Source organism: bacterium (assembly GCA_030704665.1).
In the GTDB taxonomy this organism is placed as follows: domain Bacteria; phylum Patescibacteriota; class Microgenomatia; order Woykebacterales; family RBG-16-39-9b; genus JAUYID01.
Map to the genome: position 1 here is coordinate 526549 of JAUYID010000009.1, position 16911 is coordinate 543459.

At 44.6% G+C, this 16911-nt stretch carries 27 protein-coding genes and 5 tRNA genes; 22 read left to right on the forward strand and 10 right to left on the reverse strand.

Annotated elements, in window-relative coordinates:
* Window position 1 precedes the first annotated feature (1 nt).
* Together Q8P13_03085 and Q8P13_03090 are read right to left on the reverse strand one after the other, a co-directional pair.
* Entirely contained in the window at window positions 2-1105 is a 1104-nt protein-coding gene (locus tag Q8P13_03085; GenBank protein MDP2671422.1) for a peptidoglycan bridge formation glycyltransferase FemA/FemB family protein, read from the reverse strand.
* Entirely contained in the window at window positions 1038-2822 is a 1785-nt protein-coding gene (locus tag Q8P13_03090; protein MDP2671423.1) for a DUF2207 domain-containing protein, read from the reverse strand. Before Q8P13_03090 ends, Q8P13_03085 begins: the two co-directional genes overlap by 68 nt.
* A 65-nt stretch (window positions 2823-2887) precedes the next feature.
* On the opposite strand from Q8P13_03090, the gene Q8P13_03095 reads away from it, so the two are divergent.
* The 6 genes from Q8P13_03095 to Q8P13_03120 all read left to right on the forward strand — a co-directional run bounded on the left by Q8P13_03095 (window position 2888) and on the right by Q8P13_03120 (window position 4177).
* A tRNA-Leu gene (locus Q8P13_03095) sits at window positions 2888-2974 on the forward strand.
* Window positions 2975-2995: 21 nt separating this feature from the next.
* A tRNA-Leu gene (locus Q8P13_03100) sits at window positions 2996-3080 on the forward strand.
* Between the two features lie 6 nt (window positions 3081-3086).
* A complete protein-coding gene (locus Q8P13_03105) occupies window positions 3087-3503 on the forward strand; it encodes an NUDIX domain-containing protein (GenBank protein MDP2671424.1) in 417 nt (138 codons plus the stop codon).
* Window positions 3504-3613: 110 nt separating this feature from the next.
* Window positions 3614-3691: transfer RNA gene (locus Q8P13_03110), tRNA-Val, on the forward strand.
* A 217-nt stretch (window positions 3692-3908) separates the two neighbouring features.
* Window positions 3909-3983 (forward strand) — tRNA-Phe (locus Q8P13_03115).
* Window positions 3984-4103: 120 nt separating this feature from the next.
* A tRNA-Gln gene (locus Q8P13_03120) sits at window positions 4104-4177 on the forward strand.
* A gap of 3 nt (window positions 4178-4180) precedes the next feature.
* On the opposite strand, the gene Q8P13_03125 is transcribed toward Q8P13_03120, so the two are convergent.
* The 3 genes from Q8P13_03125 to Q8P13_03135 form a co-directional block, all read right to left on the reverse strand.
* The gene (locus Q8P13_03125) at window positions 4181-4732 is read right to left on the reverse strand and encodes a hypothetical protein (protein MDP2671425.1); all 552 of its coding nucleotides are present in this window, start codon (window positions 4730-4732) and stop codon (window positions 4181-4183) included.
* Window positions 4733-4864: 132 nt separating this feature from the next.
* Window positions 4865-5161 carry a hypothetical protein gene (locus tag Q8P13_03130; GenBank protein MDP2671426.1) on the reverse strand — a complete coding sequence of 99 codons (297 nt, stop codon included), beginning with the start codon at window positions 5159-5161 and terminating at the stop codon, window positions 4865-4867.
* Between the two features lie 70 nt (window positions 5162-5231).
* The gene (locus Q8P13_03135; GenBank protein ID MDP2671427.1) at window positions 5232-5552 is read right to left on the reverse strand and encodes a hypothetical protein; all 321 of its coding nucleotides are present in this window, start codon (window positions 5550-5552) and stop codon (window positions 5232-5234) included.
* A gap of 78 nt (window positions 5553-5630) precedes the next feature.
* Here Q8P13_03135 and Q8P13_03140 point away from each other — a divergent pair, with 78 nt between their 5' ends.
* The 4 genes from Q8P13_03140 to Q8P13_03155 all read left to right on the forward strand — a co-directional run bounded on the left by Q8P13_03140 (window position 5631) and on the right by Q8P13_03155 (window position 7818).
* Window positions 5631-6338 carry a DNA alkylation repair protein gene (locus tag Q8P13_03140; GenBank protein ID MDP2671428.1) on the forward strand — a complete coding sequence of 236 codons (708 nt, stop codon included), beginning with the start codon at window positions 5631-5633 and terminating at the stop codon, window positions 6336-6338.
* A 59-nt stretch (window positions 6339-6397) separates the two neighbouring features.
* On the forward strand, window positions 6398-6790 hold the full coding sequence (locus tag Q8P13_03145) for a hypothetical protein (protein ID MDP2671429.1): 393 nt from the start codon (window positions 6398-6400) through the stop codon (window positions 6788-6790).
* Between the two features lie 11 nt (window positions 6791-6801).
* Entirely contained in the window at window positions 6802-7143 is a 342-nt protein-coding gene (locus Q8P13_03150; GenBank protein ID MDP2671430.1) for a hypothetical protein, read from the forward strand.
* 114 nt (window positions 7144-7257) lie between these two features.
* Window positions 7258-7818 (forward strand): Gmad2 immunoglobulin-like domain-containing protein, encoded by a 561-nt coding sequence (locus Q8P13_03155; GenBank protein MDP2671431.1) that lies wholly within the window; start codon window positions 7258-7260, stop codon window positions 7816-7818.
* A gap of 7 nt (window positions 7819-7825) precedes the next feature.
* Here Q8P13_03155 and Q8P13_03160 read toward each other — a convergent pair whose 3' ends face one another.
* A complete protein-coding gene (locus tag Q8P13_03160; protein MDP2671432.1) occupies window positions 7826-8017 on the reverse strand; it encodes a hypothetical protein in 192 nt (63 codons plus the stop codon).
* 95 nt (window positions 8018-8112) lie between these two features.
* Here Q8P13_03160 and Q8P13_03165 point away from each other — a divergent pair, with 95 nt between their 5' ends.
* Genes Q8P13_03165 through Q8P13_03180 form a run of 4 tightly spaced genes read left to right on the forward strand, consistent with a single transcriptional unit; the run spans window position 8113 to window position 10116 of the window.
* On the forward strand, window positions 8113-8460 hold the full coding sequence (locus Q8P13_03165) for a MazG-like family protein (protein ID MDP2671433.1): 348 nt from the start codon (window positions 8113-8115) through the stop codon (window positions 8458-8460).
* A complete protein-coding gene (locus Q8P13_03170; GenBank protein ID MDP2671434.1) occupies window positions 8450-9133 on the forward strand; it encodes an SDR family oxidoreductase in 684 nt (227 codons plus the stop codon). Before Q8P13_03165 ends, Q8P13_03170 begins: the two co-directional genes overlap by 11 nt.
* Window positions 9117-9809: a phosphatase PAP2 family protein gene (locus Q8P13_03175; GenBank protein ID MDP2671435.1), complete on the forward strand. Its 693-nt coding sequence runs from the start codon at window positions 9117-9119 to the stop codon at window positions 9807-9809. The genes Q8P13_03170 and Q8P13_03175 overlap by 17 nt, the downstream gene beginning before the upstream one ends.
* Window positions 9772-10116 (forward strand): hypothetical protein, encoded by a 345-nt coding sequence (locus tag Q8P13_03180; GenBank protein ID MDP2671436.1) that lies wholly within the window; start codon window positions 9772-9774, stop codon window positions 10114-10116. Before Q8P13_03175 ends, Q8P13_03180 begins: the two co-directional genes overlap by 38 nt.
* Here Q8P13_03180 and Q8P13_03185 read toward each other — a convergent pair.
* On the reverse strand, window positions 10113-10349 hold the full coding sequence (locus tag Q8P13_03185; GenBank protein MDP2671437.1) for a type II toxin-antitoxin system HicB family antitoxin: 237 nt from the start codon (window positions 10347-10349) through the stop codon (window positions 10113-10115). The two genes, Q8P13_03180 and Q8P13_03185, sit on opposite strands and share 4 nt — an antisense overlap.
* Window positions 10350-10533: 184 nt before the next feature.
* On the opposite strand from Q8P13_03185, the gene Q8P13_03190 reads away from it, so the two are divergent.
* The 4 genes from Q8P13_03190 to Q8P13_03205 all read left to right on the forward strand — a co-directional run bounded on the left by Q8P13_03190 (window position 10534) and on the right by Q8P13_03205 (window position 12361).
* Entirely contained in the window at window positions 10534-10818 is a 285-nt protein-coding gene (locus Q8P13_03190; GenBank protein MDP2671438.1) for a hypothetical protein, read from the forward strand.
* A gap of 154 nt (window positions 10819-10972) precedes the next feature.
* Window positions 10973-11299 carry a hypothetical protein gene (locus Q8P13_03195; protein ID MDP2671439.1) on the forward strand — a complete coding sequence of 109 codons (327 nt, stop codon included), beginning with the start codon at window positions 10973-10975 and terminating at the stop codon, window positions 11297-11299.
* A gap of 53 nt (window positions 11300-11352) precedes the next feature.
* Window positions 11353-11526 (forward strand): hypothetical protein, encoded by a 174-nt coding sequence (locus tag Q8P13_03200; GenBank protein ID MDP2671440.1) that lies wholly within the window; start codon window positions 11353-11355, stop codon window positions 11524-11526.
* Window positions 11527-11662: 136 nt separating this feature from the next.
* A complete protein-coding gene (locus Q8P13_03205) occupies window positions 11663-12361 on the forward strand; it encodes an MT-A70 family methyltransferase (protein MDP2671441.1) in 699 nt (232 codons plus the stop codon).
* Here Q8P13_03205 and Q8P13_03210 read toward each other — a convergent pair.
* Entirely contained in the window at window positions 12358-12954 is a 597-nt protein-coding gene (locus tag Q8P13_03210; GenBank protein ID MDP2671442.1) for a MunI family type II restriction endonuclease, read from the reverse strand. The genes Q8P13_03205 and Q8P13_03210 overlap by 4 nt on opposite strands.
* Window positions 12955-12956: 2 nt before the next feature.
* Complete coding sequence (locus tag Q8P13_03215) at window positions 12957-13172, reverse strand: helix-turn-helix transcriptional regulator (GenBank protein MDP2671443.1); 216 nt, start codon at window positions 13170-13172, stop codon at window positions 12957-12959.
* A 117-nt stretch (window positions 13173-13289) separates the two neighbouring features.
* Here Q8P13_03215 and heR point away from each other — a divergent pair, with 117 nt between their 5' ends.
* The 4 genes from heR to Q8P13_03235 all read left to right on the forward strand — a co-directional run bounded on the left by heR (window position 13290) and on the right by Q8P13_03235 (window position 16541).
* Window positions 13290-14066 (forward strand): heliorhodopsin HeR, encoded by a 777-nt coding sequence (heR, locus tag Q8P13_03220; GenBank protein MDP2671444.1) that lies wholly within the window; start codon window positions 13290-13292, stop codon window positions 14064-14066.
* A 45-nt stretch (window positions 14067-14111) separates the two neighbouring features.
* Entirely contained in the window at window positions 14112-14792 is a 681-nt protein-coding gene (locus tag Q8P13_03225) for a PD-(D/E)XK nuclease family protein (GenBank protein ID MDP2671445.1), read from the forward strand.
* Window positions 14793-15104: 312 nt separating this feature from the next.
* Window positions 15105-16283 carry an amidohydrolase family protein gene (locus Q8P13_03230; protein ID MDP2671446.1) on the forward strand — a complete coding sequence of 393 codons (1179 nt, stop codon included), beginning with the start codon at window positions 15105-15107 and terminating at the stop codon, window positions 16281-16283.
* Window positions 16284-16322: 39 nt separating this feature from the next.
* Window positions 16323-16541 (forward strand): DUF167 domain-containing protein, encoded by a 219-nt coding sequence (locus Q8P13_03235; GenBank protein MDP2671447.1) that lies wholly within the window; start codon window positions 16323-16325, stop codon window positions 16539-16541.
* Between the two features lie 46 nt (window positions 16542-16587).
* On the opposite strand, the gene Q8P13_03240 is transcribed toward Q8P13_03235, so the two are convergent.
* Window positions 16588-16890, reverse strand: a complete 303-nt coding sequence (locus Q8P13_03240) for a hypothetical protein (protein MDP2671448.1) — start codon at window positions 16888-16890, stop codon at window positions 16588-16590.
* Window positions 16891-16911 lie beyond the last annotated feature (21 nt).

Consider the following 16911-nt stretch of genomic DNA (forward strand, 5'->3'; position numbering starts at 1 on the left):
ATCAGTAAATTGAGTAACCCCTTATTAATCTGCGTAGCTGCGTTCGTCCCTTTTCAGCCGTCGTATAGAGACTGTAGGCGGCTCGTAAAGGTAGATCTTGGGCTTTCAAGTATTCACGGCGAAAACCTCCAAAACCCATTTTGAAAAAAGTAATTCCGTACCAGGGATGCCCGGGCTTGAAGTTCTCTTCTTTGACGACCCCACCGAAATTATAAAAGCCCATTCCCTTGACCTTAGCATCGGTGATCGCTTGAATATGGGTTGAGTAAGCCACTGGGCTGGTATTGTGTTGGGCCGAGGCACCATGAACGTAATAAGCAGTGTCTGCATAGAAAAGAACCATCGCCATAGACAAAACCTGACCGTCTTTTAAAGTTTTATAAAGCTTGATTTGATCACGGGTACCGAGCGCCTCGACAATTTTTTTATAGTAGGTTTCTCCTTGCCCAGAAAAACCTTTGCGAGCTGAGGTTTGAGCTACTAAATCGGCAAAAGCAGCCGCGTCTTCCGTCTTTGTGCTGGAAATTACACTCAAGCCCTCCTTTTCCTCTTTTCGCAAATATCTTCTGGTTGTTTCTCGCATTTGCGAAACTAACTCCTCGACGGGTTTCGAAATCTCCAAAACCCAATCGGCCTCTGGTTGAATATAATTGCCAGCTTCCTGAAAACCTTGATTTTTGAAAAACTTTTGATTTTCTGAGTTTAATTCTAGAAGCGGATCAAGACGTAAAAAAAGACAGCCCTCGCTAGCAGCAATATCCCGAGCTTTAGCAATAATTTTCTTAAACTGCCCCTCGGAGCCAAAAATTGGTCCGCGTGGACAATAAAGAAAGGAGCCAAAACGAGTCGTGTATTTGATAAAAAGAGCAGAAGAGACCAATTTATCGCCATTAACTAGGCCCAAACGGAAAATTTTCTTTCCCAAACTCTGATAAAACTCCCCCCAGGCCCAGGATTGGAGAATAAAAGTGGGCTGACTATTTACTACGAAAGCCTCCCACTGCTCTTCTCTGTCAATTAATACAGCGTCCATAGGGCTACCAACTTCCTCCCCCACCACCACCGAAACCGCCACCAGAAAAGCCTCCGGAGGCGCTAAAACCACTACCTCCACTTGCCGCCGGGGTTGCGGCAATTGCCGAGGACAGCGAACTTGAAAAACTGTTGATTGCTGCACCAAAGTAGAGAGCGTTAAAAGCCCCACTCCCGCTGTACCAAGACGGTTCGGTCGCCTTCAGCCCCATCTTTGCAAAGGCTTTGGCGAATTTTTCAGTACAACCAAAAACAATGGCGTAAGCCAAAAGCTCGTTAAAAAGATTTTCTTTCTCAAAAAATTGTTGACGGTATTTTTCGGCTCGTGAAATGAACATTTCAAAACCTCGGCTGCGCCGATAAAGTTCGTGACCGGCTGCAGTCCGCCGCGACATTAGCGGGGAAAGCAAAGCCAAAAACAGGCCTAGAATTCCTAAAGCGATACTGGGAAGGAAAACGATATCAAGATAGCGAGAAAGGAAGGCTACTCCAAGTGCTGCAAAGACAAAAACTCCAAAGCCAAAGGCTAAGTATTTACCACGCACTGTTTCGGGGTTTTGGGGAAAATATTTTTTGCTAGTTAAATCGGAGTAAAGTTTTTCTTTCACCTTTTTAAGGTCAGTATAAAAAGTCTTCTTGAGCTCAGAAAGAGCTACACTCTGACCATCATCAAAAAGACGTTCAAAAAGTTCTTTTTCATAGCCGAGGAGCTGCTCATCAGCTTCTTTTTTCTTTTCCAGCATATAGTCTTTGCTACCAAAAAGCCATTTTTTAGCTACCTCAGTAATTTTCAGGTAGCCCCGGCTAGCTAGATCAACAATTGTAGCCGTTACGTCTAAAGTGTCAGCTCTCTCGTCCATGAGAGTGCCAATTTCAGCCGGACGTAAATTCTCTGGAGGGCTAAATTCAACCACGAGTGTGTCTCTGTCCAAAAGCGGTTGAACCTCAGCTTTTTGGTTCTCATCAAACAAATGGGCTCGTCTCCACCAAAGATCTCGTCCGTGCCTCGACCAAAGCTGGAAAAGGAAAATAAGTCCTAGCGCTAAAATTATGAAAAAAAAACTAATAGAAACAAGAGTGAAGCGTTGCGCAGTAAAGGGGTTAAAACCGGCTTCTTCAGGTTTCGTTCCGGTCAAAATCGGCACCGTTCCGGGCTTTATTGAGGCAACAATCGAAAAGTCAGAGCCGTTTCCCAAAACTTCATCCGTAGTAAAAGTGGCTGAGCTCTCTTCAAGGTTCGATTCACAAGCTTTCGTCGAAGCAGCCGGACCCACAAAGCAGGTCACTTTTTGCAAAGAATTTCCCGGCACTGAAACAGTTGCTTGGCTAGAAAGTATTTTTACTGGCCAATTTCCAAGAAGATTCCAGTAGATTTCGTCATGGGTTACGAAACCATTTAGAGCTCCTCGAACTACATATTCAATCTGGTAGGTGTGGGGTCCACTTATTGTTCTGCTCGCATCTCCAATTTTCGCCGTTTGGTACCCGGCTTCAAAGTAATCGTCAAAATGGGCTTCTTGACCATCTTGGGAAATTGAAGTGTAGGTAAGGTTGACATAGCGGTTTGAATTGTCAGCAAGTCTATAGGTAGTAGGAATTTGTCTGAAGATACCGTGTTTTTCTTGCGAGCCAAAATCAAGGTTGATAGTTTCTTTAACTGACAGAACACCACTTTTTTCGAGAGTAATATCAGAATGAAAAGAATTAATGACCCAACCCTCATCGGCAAATGCAAGTTTGGGGAACAAAAATAAGGAAATAGCCAAAGGTGCACTAAGCAACCATTTCATTAGCTTTATCTTAACATAAATTGAGTTCAAATCTAATTTCTGCTAAAATAAACCGGTTAAACTTTGGGCGAATGGCGGAATTGGCAGACGCGCTGGCTTCAGGAGCCAGTCCTAGCAATAGGGTGGAGGTTCAAGTCCTCTTTCGCCCACCAGTTATAATAGGATAGTTTTACGCGGACGTGGCGGAATTGGCATACGCGCATGCTTGAGGTGCATGTCCCGCAAGGGGTGGAGGTTCAAGTCCTCTCGTCCGCACCAAAATATATGAGTGACGCTGAAGATCAATTGCTTTTTGTCGGACAAAAAGCATTTATTGAAAAAGACGGAAAAATTTTAATTCTAAACGACCCTGCATTGGGCTTGGATTTTCCGGGTGGAAAAGTTCAAGATGGCGAAGAAAATTTTGATGAGGCCTTAAGCAGAGAGGTTCGAGAGGAAACAGGTTTGGAAATAGAAATTGGTGAACCTTTTACCCGTTGGCGTTATCAGCTCCGTCACGGGCATAGAAATGCAGGAAAAACACTTTGTTTAATAGGATTTCGCTGCAAGTATAAGTCAGGAGAAATTAAGTTAAGCGAAGAACACAGCAGTTTTAAATGGGTTGATAAGGCTACCTACCAGGATTTAAATGACGGTAGTGTTTATTTTGAGCAGTTACAAAAATATTTCTCGGGTTCTTAGCTCAGTTGGTTCAGAGCGCCTCGTTTAAGAAAATTCTGGGCACCTAGCTCAGTTGGGATCGGATGCATTTGTGCTTCGTGCAAAAGTAGATCGTCTCGTTTAGAAATTGGGGACGGTTAGCTCAGTTGGTTCAGAGCGCTTCGTTTACACCGAAGAGGTCGCAGGTTCGAGTCCTGCACCGTCCACCAGAATTTTCGCAGGATCTTTTTTGATTAAGCTCTCAAAAAATCCTACACCGTGAAGGTCTGGGGTTCGCGTCCCTAAGCACCCACAATTTGTTGTAAAATTATTTTATGTGCCGGGCTAGCTCAGTGGTAGGCTAGTTAAAAAAACTTATCCTGCCACCGACCAAATAAACATTTACAACCGAATAGTTTGAGATTTATAACTTTTCTTGGTGACCTTGCCGGGCTAGCTCAGTGGTAGAGCGCAGCTCTGAAAAAGCTGGCGTGCGTGGTTCGATTCCGCGGCCCGGCACCAAAAAATAATTAGCGATCTTGAAAAGGTTTTAGTAAGGTTGAAGAATTTAGGGCGTCTAAGGAACAGATTGCTTTAGCAGTCTATTCCGCGGCCCGGCACCAGAAAATAATTGTTATTTATTCGGGGATGGTCTAATGGTAGGACATGGGCCTTTGAAGCCCAGTATCTAGGTTCGAATCCTAGTCCCCGAGCCAGAATTATTCTGTTTTTCTCTTCCACGCAAGAACTAGCAAAATCAGACCGGCTGCCTCTAGTAGAATGCCTATTATCTGCATAGTGCTTGCAGCCGAAACCCAACTGGCAGCCTCTTCCAAGTACCAAGTTCTCTTTAGTTCTATTGCAGAAGAAACCCATTTGACCACTTCGATCCTGTAGAGGGCCGCGTTAAAAAAGAAAACTAAGGCCACCGAAGCCAAAGTAAGTCCAAGCAAAGCCTTGATCTGGTTTAGATCCAGCCTATTAAATAGCGGCCTGGATATTTCCGTTGCGGCTTTGTTTTTACGAAGCATCAGGAAGCTTGCTACCAGCAATATCAAAGCTACAGCGAAGGCAATACCTGCACCCCTAATCCAATTCCAGCCAACCTCTGCATAGGCGTCCAGCGGTTCTTCTTTATAGGCAGACAGCCAGCCGAAGCCCTCAAACAAATAAACTGCGGCAAAAACGAGCAAGCTTATACCGATAGAAGTGAAAACAACACTTATCCAACCGCTTTTTTTGTTAAAGTCAAAACGCTTAAAGTAGTTCATTTATTTAATTATACAAAATTCCTAGGATAAAAGTTCCCACTTAAGATACCGGCTCGAGCCAAAATGGTGACTGCGAGTTTTTCAAGGGTACTTTCTGATTGGGAGAGTCGCTCTTTTGATCATAAACCAGGTCTAGAAGCTCTGTTTGACCCCGACAAAATCAATTCGTGGATAGTTCTTCCTCACCTCCGACCAGAATTTGTCCGCTAAATTGGCCGAATATTTGCTGTATTGCCCAGACTCGGAATGTCCGCAAAGTTTGTTTTCATAGTCACGAATAATTGCCAAAATCTTTTCACCTTCATGATCAAATTGGGTCTTAAATTCTTTAGGGTTGGTCGCGTACATATCGTGGGTAATTTTGAAGCGGATGAAGTCTTCGCGGTTTTTCTTGACCATTTCGTCAAAGGTTTGTTTGAACTTTGTCATAGAGATTTAATTTTAACCAAAGTGTAGACTAATTTCGAGTGGTGTCCCTCTCTCCTTTCTTCTGGGACACTTAGTCTGTTTCGCGAACAATTGAGAACGAACGCCGCCGCCTTTGGAATTCAACTTCGGAGAGCATTCGGGCTAGGGCTCTTTCCTTAGCACTCATTCCCTGGCTATCGGTCTCCTCGCACAGACGCTCGAGCAATTCGGCGACTGTTTTGACAGGAGGCGAAAAACCAAGATGGACCGAGACTTCAGCGAGACGACGTTGAATCGACGGTATCTCGTCCAGAACCAAAGTCGACTCACGGCTATACTGAAGCACCTCCTCGAGACTGCTCAGCCCGAAAATTCGGTAAAGCCTCAGATCGATGACTTTGGGATCGTGCACTCTGACCTCCTTTCTCAGTCTGATTATAGCAAAAATAATTATTTACCTCTGTCTTTGCTGGCTTTATACTTGAAAACAATGTCAGCTCAAGAACTTAAAAAAGCTTTGCGCAAACTTGCTTCAGAAAAAAAGGCCTCTGCCTCAGCTTGGTTTTTCAAAACTGGTCCTGGTCAATATGGTGAAGGGGACAAGTTTATTGGAGTCACAGTACCGGAGCAAAGAAAACTTGCCCGAGAGTTTAAAGATTTAGATTTAGTGGAGATCGAAAGTCTGCTCCAATCCCCATTCCATGAGGAACGGCTCGTCTCACTCTTTATTTTGGTTAACCGGTTCAAAGGTTCTAGCCAACGAACCCAAAAAGAAATTTTTGATTTCTATCTCGCCAACACTAAATCGATCAACAACTGGGATCTAGTTGATTCGTCTGCTAGTTATATTGTCGGAGAATATTTGCTTGATAAACCAAGAAGGGTTCTCTACTCTCTGGCTAGATCGAAGAACCTCTGGGAAAGGCGAATCGCCGTGATCGCCACTTTTAGCTTTATTGTTCGGGGCGAAAGCAAAGACAGCCTAAAAATTACCGAGCTTCTACTCGGAGACAAGGAAGACCTGATGCACAAGGCAGTGGGCTGGATGCTACGCGAAGTTGGCAAACGAGTTTCAAGAGAAGTTTTGATCAAGTTTTTGAGAGTGCATTATTCTACCCTTTCCCGGACAAGTCTGCGCTACGCGATTGAGCACTTTCCTGCCGAAACGAGACAAAAATACCTCAAAGGAAAATTTTAACCTAAAAAGCAGACAGGCTCTGGTATAATTGCCTTAATTAAAAATCAAGGAGAGGATCGATGCTCTGTCACAACCTTTGTCCTGACTTTGATCGCCTTCTGGGGGAGGCAAACACTCCCGAGAACCGCTGGGAAATCGTTGATTGGCTGCGGATTAAACTCCGTGAGGCAGGCTTCGGCGATGCTGAAGACAACTGGAACCATATGGGGTCAGTCGGACCGGTAGTGGTGCGCCTTTTCAGCCACTGCGAACCAGGTATCTGGTTTGGAACACGTGGCGAGGAGGCTGTAGCGCTGGTGACCAGCTCGAGAATTGGTCTGCCGATTCACGTTAAGGCCCCAACTCAGGACCAGCTTGACACTCTTGTCCTACTTTTGGCCGAGACCATTGAGCAAACGAGCACGACAATCAAGGCAAGGAATCCCAACACTGTCGGTGTCTGGGCAAACTGAAGGAGCGCAACGTGGGAAAAAGCCGAGTCGAAATTCCCCAGGTTGACCTTGGGCTGGTGCGCTTCTTGTACCGCTCCTCAAACGCGGGAAGGTTTGAGTTTGCGGGTGGTGTCTACCACTACTGGGCAGTAGTTCTAGAGAGAAGCCTGACTTGGAGACGACTGCAGAGGATCCACGCGAGCGGTCAATGGTCTCTCTTGGCAACTCACCAGCATGTTGGCTACGCGGGGAGGCTCGTCCCTCTACCCTTCGGAAGACTGGGCATCTGTTTGGAGGCGCGTACCCCCTCCCGAGGAAATGATGTGGCTGCCTTCGAACAACTACTCGAGAACTTCGGTCAACCGGTCCATTAGGTCAAGCCAAAGTCCAGTGAAGACCTCTTTCCAATCAAGGAAGAAAGGGGAGAGCTTCACTACACCAACACTTCCCCACTTGTAACTTTTTCTTTTTAGAACTAAAATATTTTTGTGAACAAGAATCTGCTCACGGTGTCTTTATTGATCATAGTTCTCGGCTTGGTAGCAATTTTTGCCTACCAGAATTTTTTCCCTTCTAAAGACAGTGAAAAGGGCCAAAAACCAGCTGCGGAAATCAGCACTTTCGAGCAGTGTGCGGCCGCCGGAATGCCAGTTCAGGAAAGCTACCCCCGACGCTGTATGGCCGAGGGAAAGAGCTTTACTGAAGACATTGGCAATACTTTAGAAAAAAGCGATTTCATCGTTCTAAAGAGCCCTTTGCCAAACGAAAAGGTGGGCAGCCCGCTGCAAATTACAGGTCAAGCTAAAGGAAGCTGGTTTTTTGAAGCTGTCTTCCCGGTCAAAATCCTAAATAGTGCTGACAAAGTTCTTGGGACTACAACAGCCAAAACAAGTGACAACTGGATGAGCGACAGCTTTGTGACTTTCAATGCGACTTTGACTTTTGAAGCCTCAACGACTGAAAGAGGAACTTTGGTTCTCGAAAAAGACAATCCTTCTGGGCTTGTGGAAAACGAAGATTCGCTAAGAATCCCGATCAAATTTAAGTAATTGGGTTTCAGGTTTGAGAGCTGCCGAGGCTGGTGCGCCAGTTGATGAAAGGCATGCGGTGTTTTTCGATCGACACGTCCTCAAGGGGGATGTTTTTGGCAGCAGCAAAGAGAGAGAGGGTTTCGACACTAGCGGAAAGTTCGGGGTTCATGATGTTGGCATTATGAAAAGAAATGAAGTCCTCAATGTTTTCACTCACCCCTTCAGTCTACTCCTATAAATCAAATAAGCAAGAGCCAAAGGCAGTGCAGGCCGGCGCTTGCTACAAAAATCTGCCGGTGCTACTATTTCTTGATGACGACTGAGGGGCTACAAAAAAGAATTGTCAAATTTCGTGACCTCCGCAACTGGAAACAGTTTCACAACCCCAAAGATCTCGCTATTTCCCTTCTTCTTGAAGCCGCAGAACTGCTTGAACATTTCCAATGGGAAAGCCCAGAAGAAATGGACGAGCTCATTAAATCCGAAAAATTAAAGGAGATTAAAGAAGAGGTGGCGGACACTTACTACTGGATTTTGCTCATTGCCCACGATCTCAATATTGATCTGGAGGAAGCCTTGAAAGAGAAAATGGCCCAAAATGAGGCCAAATACCCAGTTGAGAAAGCTAAAAACTCCCACAAAAAATACAATGAGCTCTAAAACTGTCGGACTTAAAGACAAAGTTGTTCTCATTACTGGCTCCTCCATCGGCATTGGAGCTGCTCTCGCGGAAGAATTTGCCAGGCAGGGTGCCAAAGTGGTCATTACCTACAATACGAACAAAGACGCAGCTATGAGACTAGCTGAAAAGTGCCTGACCCTGGGTGCGGCTGATATTCTCGTGCTCAAGCTTGATGTCCGAAACGAGAAGGAAATTCTGGAAAGTGTGGCAAGAGTCAAAAAAGAGTTTGGTCACATTGATGTTCTAGTCAACAACGCTGGAGTCTTTGCGGAAGGGACAGTAGAAACAACCACTTTTGAAGGTATCGAAGATCAAGTGCGCGTCAACCTCGAGGGTTTGATCAAAATGACGCACGCGGCTCTCCCCTACTTGAAAGGGGCAGTGGTGAACATTGGTTCTCGGGCTGGAACAAAGCCTTATCCGAACTACGCGACTTACGCAGCGACCAAATGGGCGGTGCGCGGCTTTTCCAAATCTTTGGCAGCCGAGATTGCTCTGCCGGTCTACTGCGTCAACCCGGCTGGAACTGCCACCGCCATGAACGATTTTGAGGGCGTTCCGGCCTCCAAAGTCGCTGAGGTCATCCTTGCTGTCTTGACTGGAAAAATCAAAGCTGAAAGTGGGGACGATATCAATGTTTGGGAATATTAGTTTTGGACGAAACTATTTTCCTCTTCTAGTAGGGGGCCTCTGCCTGCTCTCCTTTTTTCTTTTAGGTTTTCTAGTTTTGCAGTTTCCGGACAACTTTCTCGACAGAACAAACTTCTTTTCCGAGGCGGCTCTACCCTACCCGTGGTTGGGAAATTTACTCAAGCTGGTTTCTTTTTTTGGAGAAACTCTGGTTGCACTGCTTTTACTCTTGTTGCTTTCCCTTTTTTTCTTTTTCACTAAATACCCAATCAAGCTTCCCACCATAGTTGGTCTGATTCTTTTTTCTTTCAGTGCTGATCTTCTCAAACCTCTTTTTGCTCGTGATCGACCGGGGCCAACAATCACCCACCTTACCTACAGCTACCCGAGCGGACATGCGACTTTTTACGCAGTTTACTTTGGTTTTATCTTTTTCCTCTTGCTTCGGTCAAAGGCTTTACCAAAATGGCTGCGCAACCTACTTCTTGCCTTTTGCGCTTTTTTGATCGTCTCTGTCGGGCTCTCGCGCCTTTACTTGGGCTTCCATTGGAACAGTGACGTTCTCGGTGGCTACCTCCTCGGTGTCGGTTTACTCTCGATTTTGATCTTTGGCCAGGAGCGCTTGAGCGGAAAGTCGAGGAGTGCTAAACTGGGTGCAAATGAAAATCTCCGAGTCCCAAAAAGAAAAATTGGTTGAGGAAGCCAAGGCTGTTTTGGAGCGAGTTTATCCAGCGGAGAATCCTTTTGTTTTTGCTAGTGCCGTTCTCACCAAAGCTGGCAACATTTTTTCCTCGGCCAACTACGGTTCCGATTCAGCTTCGCTTTCCCTGCACGATACGCAAGCAGCACTGGCTCATGCGGCCGCTCACGGTGAAGGAGATGTCATAGCGATTGCAGTCACCAGCCAAGAAAGGCATGCCAAAGGAGAGTTCACCAATCCTTGCCATATGTGCAAACAGCTTCTTTTCCTGAAATATTGGTTAACCTGGGCATTTTTTGATTAGTTAGTGAGTTGAGGTACTTCTACCGAACGTTTAATAATAAATTCCGGCTTCTCACCGAGTTTTTCTTCGCCGACGACTTCCAAGTAAACCTTAATAGCTTTTTCGACATTTTCCAAAGCTTCTTCTTTGGTTTCGCCTTGGGACATGCACCCTGGCAAGTTAACTACGTCAGCAACAAAACCGCCAACCTCCGGGTCTTTGAAAATTTCGACCACAAATTCTACTTTAGACATGGTTAGATTGTAGCACTATTGCACAGTAATGTTAACTTTCAAGCACTCTAAACTGAGACCCCTTCACCCTAGACCAAAGGCTCTCTTTGTGTTAGACTAGCTTTACAGTAAAAGACAACCCCATCACGGGGCTGCCTTTTTTTTGTGGAGCGGATCAACTCAGGTAAGGATGAAAGGATTCATAATGAGTAAAGCAGTCTTGGATAGGGAAGACACAGCAGGCTCTGAGCGCGACAAGGCCAAGGTCCACGTACTCGAAGCAGTTGATGAGACGTCGAAAAGGTTCCTTCTCATGGAGGACCGTCGGGAGCAACGCGCGGGCAAGGTACTGGAAAACCCACCGCCCGGCTCTTCTCAGTGCAACTGGTGCCTCTACCCGCTCTTCACCCCAGCAGTGGACGAAACCTACCCTCCAGCCCCAGAACTCTGCGAGAACTGCGACTGGCTCTTGGCGAACGGGATCATCTAGGAAGAAGATCAGAGGGAGAGAATCAAGGGACTTTGTGAAAAGTTGGTGTTTACACCTCGTATCGTTGCTTCTTTTCGTAACGGTACGCCCTTCCCTCTTTGAAAAAACCAACTCCAAATTTGAATAAGTAAGAACTTTTTAGTAAACTCCCTTTGTGATTGAAAATTACTTAAACAAAACTTCTCCCCTGACCCTTGGTTTCCTCCAAGCTCTCGGCGTGGGCCTTTACGTGGGAAAAGTAGCAGCCTTTATGTTTTTTCTAGAAAAAAATATTGGTGAGCCGGGCTATTTCGGTGTCGCCTTGATACTGACCCTTTTTGTCTTTTCAGCTGGTCTCACTGGCACTCTGGTCTTTGGTACTCCAGCCTATTTCGCTCTCAAAGGCAATATCTCCAAAGCAGTTTCAACTCTTCTTGCCACGTTCGTTTCCCTCGCCATCCTCATCACCGTCACTGCGCTGACCATCTACCTAGTTTTCTAGAGTTCCCATTTTCCTTGTTTTGGCTTGCGAAGAAGAGTAAAATACCAGACAAAATGAAACCATATTTGGCCGATGCAATAAAAAAACACTTCAACGCTTTCAATATCCGCCGTGCGGCGAACAAGATCTTCAACCGCTTTCACCACAAAGCAGAAAAAGTAGAGAAAGTAGTGCAAAAGCGCAAACCCTCCGAGAAAGTTTTTGATTTTAGCTTGAGACAAGAGTAAAATAGCCAGGTAATTTATAGTGAGCTAATCGAACTATCTTAGCTATCCTGACAACAAGAATTTTTGTCATTTTTTAATAATGTTTTGAGGACAAAACAAAATACATTTTTATAATTTAGAAAGATTGTAAAAGCGAATGGAACAGCAAAAGATGTTTAATGAAACTAAAAAAGTGACCGGATATTCCCTATATAATGAGGATTTTAAGAAGCGGTTACAACACAATTACTCAGATGGGTTTTTTCCTTCTCTACCAAATAAGCGGTTTGACATAATTTATGCTGACCCACCTTGGCACTATAATGGAAAACTTCAATTTGATAAAAGTAGTACAACTAAAGAAAAACTTAACCTATCAAGAAAGATATTCATTAGTACAGCAGGTTTTAAGTATCCTATGTTAAAACTAAACGAGTTAATGGAGATGCCTATAAGCAAAATTACAAAAGATGACTGTCTTCTGTTTATGTGGACGTCAAATCCCCATTTAGCTCAAGCTATTAAATTAGGAGAGGCTTGGGGTTTTGAATACAAAACAGTCGCATTTGTCTGGGACAAAATGAACCATAATCCTGGACAATATACCCTTTCTAATTGCGAGTTGTGTCTGGTTTTTAAACACGGAAGAATACCAAAGCCGAGAGGTGCCAGAAATGTACAACAATTAATAAGAGCCAAAAGAGGGGAGCATAGCGAGAAACCTATAGAGGTGATGAGTGCAATAGAAAAGATGTTTCCAAGCCAAGAGAAGATCGAATTATTTGCCAGAAAGAAAGCAGAAGGTTGGACGGTGTGGGGCTTAGATGTTTTTAATAAAAATGGAGATAACTTTTAAAGTAGTAAATGTTTTAGTTTCGTATTAAAATGCTCAACTAGGGATTTTTCATCAGGATACATCCACATAAAAAAGTGGTTAGGGAAACCATCGAACCAAAAAGTTATTTCTCTTACCCGTTTTGGATCACGTGCTATATCACCTGCATAGACAATCCAAAACGGTAAAACATCCTTTCCTAGGTTTGAGTGATCTTTTAAAAGTTTCAGTAGTCCAGGTGTAAAAAACTTACATGATCTTTCATGTGCATTACCCCTTCCTGCACTTGGAGGTTTACCTTCAACCCAACCATCTTGTCTTTTAACCTCTATGTAAAGTTTCTTACTAGTATTTACATTCTCAATGGCGAAATCTATCTTTATTCCATGGTGCCAAGTTCTACCCGGAGAAAACACAGCTTTCTCAACGGGTTTGTCTAATTTAACTTTTTCATAGATATGTTCAAATTCTTTCGGTTTTGGTCTTAAAATAAATGTTTCTGAGTTCTGAAATTCTTTAAAAAAAGCGTCATTAAACAGAACCTCCTGATCAAGAGCTTTCCCGCCACTTACTGTTTGCCAATTCAATCTTTTTCGTAACTCAAGTGTTCCCATAATTATTTCTCCGAATGCATTAACATACCCATGGGTATTTCAAGAGCCTTAGCGATTTTTTCAATATTTTCCAGAGAAACATTTCTGGCACCGCGTTCAATATCACTAATGTAAGTTCTATGAAGGCTTGCTTTAAACGCAAGCTCTTCTTGCGAGATTTTCTTTTGTCTTCTGATTTGGCGCATTTTTTCGCCAAACTTTTGTTTAATGTCTACCATAAGTTACTGTTACTTATTGACTACAATATACTATTCAATTAAAATTACTCCACAGACTTTAAGTGACATTAATTTCCTCGACACTGTTTTTTGGAAAACTGTTAGAATATTAGCTAGATGTTTCCTTTCTCCAAAGGAATAGACTTCCAGTACCTACGCAATTTCAATCTGATCATGGCTTCCCTACATGCTTTACAGGGAGTAGCCATACTGCTACTCAGCACTTCCTTTTCCTTGCCGGTAACTGCCGGTTACCTGACATTCGATTTTTCCAGCCAAGCGCTTGTACCATCCAGTAGAGAAATATTTAGTCTGCAGATTGGGCCTTTGGTGGCCCTGTTTTTCTTCCTTTCCGCGGCTGCCCACCTCATCATTGCTACGCTCTGGCGGGCAAGTTACGAAGAAGACCTAAAAAAGGGAATGAACCGGGTTCGTTGGATCGAATACGCCCTTTCGGTTTCGGTCATGATGGTAGCGATCGCTCTGCTGGTGGGAATTTATGAGCTCACCAGTTTGATCATGATTTTTGCTTTGGTAGCTGTCATGAACCTCATGGGACTAATGATGGAAGTGCACAATCAAACTACTGAAAAAACTAGTTGGCTCGCCTTCAAAATCGGCAGCTTTGCTGGCATCGTCCCGTGGGTTGTTGTCGGTCTCTACTTCTGGGCCGCTTCTGCCTATGGAGAGGGAGATACACCCACCTTTGTTTACTGGATTTACATCAGCATCTTCGTTTTCTTCAACTGCTTTGCAATCAACATGTACCTGCAATACAAAAGAATCGGAAAGTGGAAAGACTACATTTTTGGTGAAAGGGTCTACATGGTTCTCAGTCTGGTGGCAAAATCTGCTCTTGCCTGGCAAGTCTTCGCCGGTACCCTACGGCCTTAGGAATCCTTGACAACTTCTCCCCAACAAGCCTAAAATCCCGACACAATGGAAAAATCTACCTACAAACTAAGCCCTTCGGATTTCGCTTATCTTTACGAAGACTGCAAATATTGCTACACACTTAAAATCAAACAAGGAATAGTCCAACCTAGTATGCCAATGCCGGGTGTCTTTGGCGCGATTAATACTCGGATTCAAGGAAGTCTGGTCGGTAAAAATCTCCAAAGCCTCGCCAAAAACTTACCGGACGGCGAAGTTGTTACTCAGGAAGGCTGGGTTGAATCAATTCAAATTCCCGGAACTTCAGTTTACCTAAAAGGAAAATATGATCTTTTGGTCAAAAACTCTGACGGCAGCCACACTTTGGTTGATCTTAAAATCAGCCAGCCTGGGGAGGACAAGATCGAAAAATATAAAACTCAGCTGACTGCGTACAAATACGCTTTGGAAAACCCCAAAACAAACTCTCCCATCAAGGTCAGCAAACTTGCTTTACTAATCTTTTATCCGGACAAAGTTTCATTTGAAAGTGGAGCTGCCTTGCTCGACTTTCCCGCGAATTGGCTGGAAGTTCCAGCTGACGATGAGGCTTTCCAGATCTTTATCAAAGGAGTTGATCGGCTGCTTGCTGGTCCGGAGCCGGCTGAGAGCGAAACCTGTAAATGGTGTGTCTATAGAAAGAAGTTTCAACCACAGGAAAAGATTGTTGACGATATACCTTTTTAGATAGACTTCCTTGTCTTTTCTTCTGAGCAAGCCTATACTTAGTTCCTATGGCCCGCGGACAAAACAAACAGAAAAAAGAAAAGAAAAAGCCCAAGAAGGACAAGTCGAAGTAATGGATGAGCCAGTTCGCTGTCCTTATTGCCACAGCAAGGATCTCTCCATCCTTCCCCCCTCAAACAGAGAGTCGACCACTATTTCCTACCGCTGTCAGATGTGCTCGCGCACTTTCAGCAAGTCAAAAAACGAAGATAAAGAAGATAAATAGGCAGTTCCTGACTTTTAAAAACACTTTCTTGTATACTCTATCTTGAGATGCTTGCCTTTTCTAGAAAAAGATTGATCGCTAGCCTTGTCGGGCTCCTGCTACTTCTCTCGACAGCCTCCGCCATCTACTACTTCCTCCGTCCGGCCCAAACACCGCAAGAATCTGCTCAAAAGGAAACCCCCAAATTTGAGGCTTTTTGGAAACAGCGAATTGAGGCCGCTATGGCCCCCTCCAACTGCCCCGACACAGGTCAACCCAAGATCCCAACCACTTCTTATCAAGGCAAACTTTATGACGGGCACATCCACATTCCTTCTATTTTCACCGGGGGTGAGAATGACGAACCGAGCTACGAAGACAAGGTGGTAAATTCAACTTTAGGTGTAAATATAAAAATGAGTGAGTTCGTTTGTGTCCTCGAACATGATGGCACGAGCAAGGCTTTTGCCTTTTTCCCAGTTTACCGAGAGATGAGCCGTCAACACATTGAGATCGCAAAGCAAACAATGGAGCGTTATCCGGATCGGTTTGTCCCCTACGTAATGCCACCGGACAATGATGGCTCGAAGGACGGCTTTCCCACGGTGGACGCGGACAGCCTCAAAAAAATGCTCGGGGCTGACCCAGGATTGTTCAAGGGTTATGGAGAGATTGGACTTTACGCCCGCAGCGGTGGCTCCCCAGCGCTATTTCCGGACTCGCCGAGACTAACGGAAATTTACCCAGTTGTGAGAAAAAACAAACTCCTGATTTATTTTCACCTTGGGGAAGGAATGCGGGAAAGCTACAAAAAGATCATTAAAGCTAATCCTGACATTAATTTTCTCTTCCATGGCGATCAGCTGATTCAGTGCGAAAAGTGCTCACAAGATCTTTCCCAAATCGAAGACGTTTTGGGTTCAGCACCGAATGTTTACTACGAAGTTGACGAGCTCTGGGGTGATGTTTTTATCTTTCAGCCAGAGGTGACGAAGAAGCAGTTCTTCAATCATTTCAAAGATTACAAACCGCTGCTAAAAAAAGACGTTGCGACCTGGAAAGGATTCATCGAGAAATTTCCCGATCAAGTCATCTGGGGCAGCGACCGCGGCATTTTCCGCTGGCCGGTTGATCTTGAAGTGAGTCGGCAGCTGACTGATTACGTCCGTGCCTTTATTGCCCGTCTAGACCCAACGGTCCAGGAAAAATACGCCTACAAAAACATTGAAAAGCTGCTGCCAAACTAGCTTCGTAAGTCGGCTCGCGAGAAACTTCATCTTTTGACCATGAAAATCTTTGTCAAAGTCAAACCAGCTGCAAAAGAAGACAGGCTCGAGAAGCTCGATGAAACTCATTATCGAGTCTCGGTCAAAGCTCCGCCAGTCAGAGGCCAAGCCAATGACAGCGTGGTCGTCTCGTTGGCCCTTTTTTTCAAAGTCCCCAAAGCAAAGATTCGGATCATCTCCGGTTTAACTTCCAGGGAGAAAACAATTAAGTTAGTTTAGAAAACAACAAACAACTTTAGGCGGGCTGCTCTCTTCGCTCCTTTAATTAATTTTGCGGGTTACCACACAACGTGCTGTTGTTAATTCCAGTTTGTGTGCCGTCAGTTCCTGGCCCAGGATAAGAACCGAGGAACGTGGCATGCACCTTTTCGATTCCAAGGCTAGCGTCTTTTCCAAAAGCATCAAACGAGCCATGGTCAGCACAAACAGTTTTGGAAGTTGAAACACCGTATCCTGGCATTGTTCCGTAATCGGACCCATTACCAGAGTTGCTTGCAACCGCTGGTACGATTGCAAAAGCTACTAAAGAACCAGCCGCTACTGCGGCTCCAATATATCTTTTTAACATTATTTTTTTTACACCCCCTTT